The organism is Bacillus sp. P4_D3 (assembly GCF_056401855.1).
The window spans coordinates 1-4,038 of the sequence record NZ_JBFUIN010000288.1; the positions used below are offsets into that span (position 1 = coordinate 1).

Here is a 4,038-nt window from a genome sequence, read left to right on the forward strand (position 1 = left end):
GACAGGGTGTGTGCCGAATATTGATAGAATGAAACAATTAGTAATGAGAGAGCTTGGAGGCTAATTATATGTTAACAGGAAAACAAAAAAGATTTTTACGTGCAAAGGCACATCATTTAACACCGATTTTTCAAGTTGGAAAAGGTGGCGTGAATGAAAATATGGTGAAACAAATTGGAGAAGCGTTAGAAGTTCGTGAACTATTTAAAGTGAGCGTATTACAAAACTGTGAATTTGATCGTAGTGAAGTTGCAGAAGAGCTTGCACAAGGTGCACGAGCTGAAATCGTTCAAGTAATCGGAAGCACAATTGTTTTATACAAAGAATCAAGAGAAAATAAGCAGATTAAACTTCCTCGATAAAAGATATACGTGAGTTATTTCGTAGTGGACGCTGGATATGTAGAAAGCGAAACCAATTGAACTTTTATTAACAGTGGGCTCTCTTCGAATATGTATGGGGAGAGTTGCTGTATGTAAAAGGAAGGAGCGTTTCTTTTGAGAAAAATTGGCATTATTGGTGGCACGTTTGATCCGCCTCATAATGGGCATTTGTTAATTGCAAATGAAGTGTATCATGCTTTAGGGTTGGAAGAGGTATGGTTTTTGCCGAATCAGATTCCACCGCACAAGCAAGGACGTAACATTACGAGTGTGAAAAGTCGATTAAACATGCTGCAAATAGCGACTGAGGAAGAAGCATACTTTTCAATTTGTTTAGAAGAGCTAGACAGAGAAGGCCCATCTTATACGTACGACACTATGGTACAATTAACGGAGAAGTATCCGGATGTGCAGTTTCACTTTATTATTGGCGGAGACATGGTTGAGTATTTGCCGAAGTGGTATAACATTGAAAAGTTACTTAAGCTTGTGACTTTCGTTGGAGTTGCAAGACCAGGTTATACATTACATACGCCTTATGATATCGTAAAAGTGGAAATTCCGGAGTTTGCAGTTTCTTCTTCTCTGTTACGGGAGAGATATATGACGAAGAAAACGTGCAAATATTTACTCCCCGAAAAAGTACAGGTATATGTCGAGAGGAATGGGTTGTATGAATCGTGAGGAAGCACTTAGTATTGTCAAACAACAAATGCATGAAAAACGTTATATACACACGATTGGTGTAATGGAAACAGCGATTGAACTTGCTCGGTTATATGGTGTAGATGAGAAAAAGGCAGAGACGGCTGCTATATTTCACGATTATGCAAAATGTAGAGCGATTCCAGAAATGGAAGAGATTATTAAGAGAGAAGCTTTGCCGAAGGATCTACTGCACTATAACAAAGAGTTATGGCATGCACCTGTTGGGGCATACTTAGTAGAAAAAGAAGTAGGTATTATTGATCTTGAAATTTTACAAGCTATTACATATCATACAAGTGGTCATGAAAAAATGACAATGTTAGATAAAGTTATTTATGTAGCAGATTACATTGAACCAGGACGTAAGTTTCCTGGTATGGAAGAAGCGAGGAAACTCGCATATAAAGATATAAATCAAGCTTTACTGTTTGCTTTAAAGCGAACAATTCAATTTTTAATGGAAAAAGATCAAACGATTTATCCATTAACATTCCAAACATACAATGCAATTATCAAGGAGGAAATTAATAAATGAAAGATAAAGAGTTATTAGTATTAGCGGCAAAAGCAGCTGATGATAAGAGAGCAGAAGATATGGTTGTACTAAATATGCAAGGTATTTCACCGATTGCAGACTATTTTATTATTTGTCACGGAAATTCAGACAAGCAAGTACAAGCAATTGCACGTGAAATTAAAGCGAAGGCACATGAGTTCGAAATTAACGTACAACGTATGGAAGGCTTTGATGAAGCACGTTGGGTTTTAGTAGACCTTGGTGATGTGGTTGCTCATGTATTCCATAAAGATGAGCGTAATCACTATAATTTAGAGCGTCTATGGGGCGATGTGCCGCGTGAAGATATTGCAGATGAGCTAGATCAATGAAATACGAACAATTTGCTTTGCTGTATGACGAACTGATGAATGATGTCCCTTATGATAAATGGGTGGAATTCACAGAGGAAAGTTTGCAACAGGCATCTATGAAAGAGGCAAAAATTCTTGACGTAGCATGTGGAACTGGTAACGTAACACTTCCGCTTGTACGAAAAGGTTATGATTTAATTGGTGTAGATCTTTCGGAAGAAATGTTAACTGTCGCACAGCAAAAATTGGGGGGAGAAGGTTATTTTATTCCTTTTTACCAACAAGACATGAGAGAGCTCGATGTTCYTGGTGAATTTGATTGTGTGACAATATTTTGTGACTCATTAAATTACGTATTGCAAGAAGATGGAGTGCAAGAAACATTTAGAAGAGTTTTCCACCATTTACGTCAGGATGGCTTGTTTTTATTCGATGTACACTCTTTATATAAAATACATCACGTATTTCAAAATGAAACATATACAGTGAACGGCGAAGAAATATCACTTATTTGGAACTGCTTCCCTGGAGAAGAATCAGATAGTGTGGAACATGATTTGACATTCTTTGTACAAGATTCAGAAGAAGATGTGTACCATCGTTTTGACGAATGTCACGTGCAGCGTGCATATTCGGTTGAAGTGTTAACAAAATGGCTTGAAGAAGCTGGATTTACAGTACTTCGCGTCACAGGTGACTTTGAACGAATCGAAGTGACAGAACAAACAGAGCGCATCTTTTTTATGGCGAAGAAGAATGGATAAAAGAAAAGCAACCGATAAGGTTGCTTTTGTTTTATAGAAAAGATGTAGTTTTAGTTCTAGAAAAATAAAAATATGATATGTGTAAAGTGTAAAAATGCTAGTTTTAGTGAAAATGTAGCATGAAAAAGATAAGTATTAATAAAAAGGGTTTGGGATTACGATGGCGTATTTATTATGTGTGTTTATTGAATTGCTGCTCAACACATTTTAAATCTTCATCGAATTTCTCATGTGTCCGTTCGATTAATTTATGAAACATATCCCCAACATGCTCTTCTAAAATACGAATACCTTCTCCTGTAACACCGCCTTTAACGCATACCTTTTCTTGTAAAGTAGGTAATGTGAAAATTTCTTTTTCAAGTAATTTCCCCATTCCAATGACCATTTCACTTACTAAAGTAGTGGCTTCTTCATGTGTAATATTTGTTTTATCTACAGCAGCGTTAATGAAACATTGTAATAAATAACTAAAAAAAGCAGGGCCGCAGCTTGCTATATCAGATGAAACGCGCGTTATATCTTCTTCTATAACAAGGGGAGTAGAAATGTTTTTGAATAGACGAAGTAGTTTTTTTTGCCATTCTTCAGAGCAGTTATTTCCAAATGTAAATAGTGATGCGCCGGATAAGGCGCGGTTTGTGATGCTTGGAATGATACGAGCGACGTGGCAAGGTATAAGTGTTTCTAATTGTGATGGAGATATGGGGCTTGTGATAGAAACTAAGCAATCTTCGTCTGAAAAATGGTCAGCGTATTTTTTTAGAATAGGGTATATATCTATCGGTTTTACGCAAATGAAAATAAGCTGGGATTGTTCGATTACCTCTTGGATTGTTTTGGCTATATGAACAGAAGGGTATTTTTCTTTTATATGATATGCTTTGGCAGGCGTCCGATTAATAATAGTAAGGCACGAAGGCTTGACAGCACGGGTTTCTAAAAATGCATCGATTAGTATATTCCCCATGTTCCCTGTCCCTATAATTCCTATGTTCAATGTTTCATCCCTCCTTCGTAACAGCTTTCTCCTAAACAATATGAATGATGTTATAAATTTATGATTAGAGGTGTAAAATGATGTGGGATTTTCCGAAAAAATGGTTGGGATTAGTGGTTATTATTGGCACTTTGATTTTTCTTTTTTTCTGGAAAACGAATCAGCAAACGGAGCAATCGCTCATTACAACGGAAGTTCAAGCGAAAGATGTGGAGAAAAAAAGTAAACCGAAAGTATTGGATACAAAGGAACAGAAAAAAATAATTATAATTGATGTGAAAGGGGCGGTTGTAAGAGAAGGTGTGTATGAAAT

General features: G+C 36.5%; 6 protein-coding genes and 1 pseudogene. 6 read left to right on the forward strand and 1 reads right to left on the reverse strand.

The features are described 5' to 3' along the window. Positions 1 to 68 precede the first annotated feature (68 nt). The 5 genes from yhbY (at position 69) to AC1DTM_RS19495 (ending at position 2,725) form a co-directional block, all read left to right on the forward strand. Positions 69 to 362: a ribosome assembly RNA-binding protein YhbY gene (gene yhbY, locus AC1DTM_RS19475; RefSeq protein WP_002015220.1), complete on the forward strand. Its 294-nt coding sequence runs from the start codon at positions 69 to 71 to the stop codon at positions 360 to 362. Positions 363 to 497: 135 nt separating this feature from the next. Continuing rightward, positions 498 to 1,067: a nicotinate-nucleotide adenylyltransferase gene (locus AC1DTM_RS19480; protein ID WP_002160434.1), complete on the forward strand. Its 570-nt coding sequence runs from the start codon at positions 498 to 500 to the stop codon at positions 1,065 to 1,067. Next, positions 1,057 to 1,626, forward strand: a complete 570-nt coding sequence (gene yqeK / locus AC1DTM_RS19485) for a bis(5'-nucleosyl)-tetraphosphatase (symmetrical) YqeK (RefSeq protein WP_477000684.1) — start codon at positions 1,057 to 1,059, stop codon at positions 1,624 to 1,626. The genes AC1DTM_RS19480 and yqeK overlap by 11 nt, the downstream gene beginning before the upstream one ends. After that, positions 1,623 to 1,979 carry a ribosome silencing factor gene (gene rsfS / locus AC1DTM_RS19490; protein WP_000653209.1) on the forward strand — a complete coding sequence of 119 codons (357 nt, stop codon included), beginning with the start codon at positions 1,623 to 1,625 and terminating at the stop codon, positions 1,977 to 1,979. The genes yqeK and rsfS overlap by 4 nt, the downstream gene beginning before the upstream one ends. Further along, positions 1,976 to 2,725: a class I SAM-dependent DNA methyltransferase gene (locus AC1DTM_RS19495; RefSeq protein ID WP_477000685.1), complete on the forward strand. Its 750-nt coding sequence runs from the start codon at positions 1,976 to 1,978 to the stop codon at positions 2,723 to 2,725. The genes rsfS and AC1DTM_RS19495 overlap by 4 nt, the downstream gene beginning before the upstream one ends. 172 nt (positions 2,726 to 2,897) lie before the next feature. On the opposite strand, the gene comER is transcribed toward AC1DTM_RS19495, so the two are convergent. Beyond that, complete coding sequence (gene comER / locus AC1DTM_RS19500; protein WP_016106186.1) at positions 2,898 to 3,725, reverse strand: late competence protein ComER; 828 nt, start codon at positions 3,723 to 3,725, stop codon at positions 2,898 to 2,900. 77 nt (positions 3,726 to 3,802) lie between these two features. On the opposite strand from comER, the pseudogene AC1DTM_RS19505 reads away from it, so the two are divergent. Then, positions 3,803 to 4,038, forward strand: a pseudogene (locus AC1DTM_RS19505) (competence protein ComE); the annotation flags it as partial.

Bases quoted from the DNA above. Each gene is read 5' to 3' on its own strand.
- yhbY (WP_002015220.1), top strand. From the start codon at position 69: ATGTTAACAGGAAAACAAAAAAGATTTTTACGTGCAAAGGCACATCAT.
- yqeK (WP_477000684.1), top strand. From the start codon at position 1,057: ATGAATCGTGAGGAAGCACTTAGTATTGTCAAACAACAAATGCATGAA.
- rsfS (WP_000653209.1), top strand. From the start codon at position 1,623: ATGAAAGATAAAGAGTTATTAGTATTAGCGGCAAAAGCAGCTGATGAT.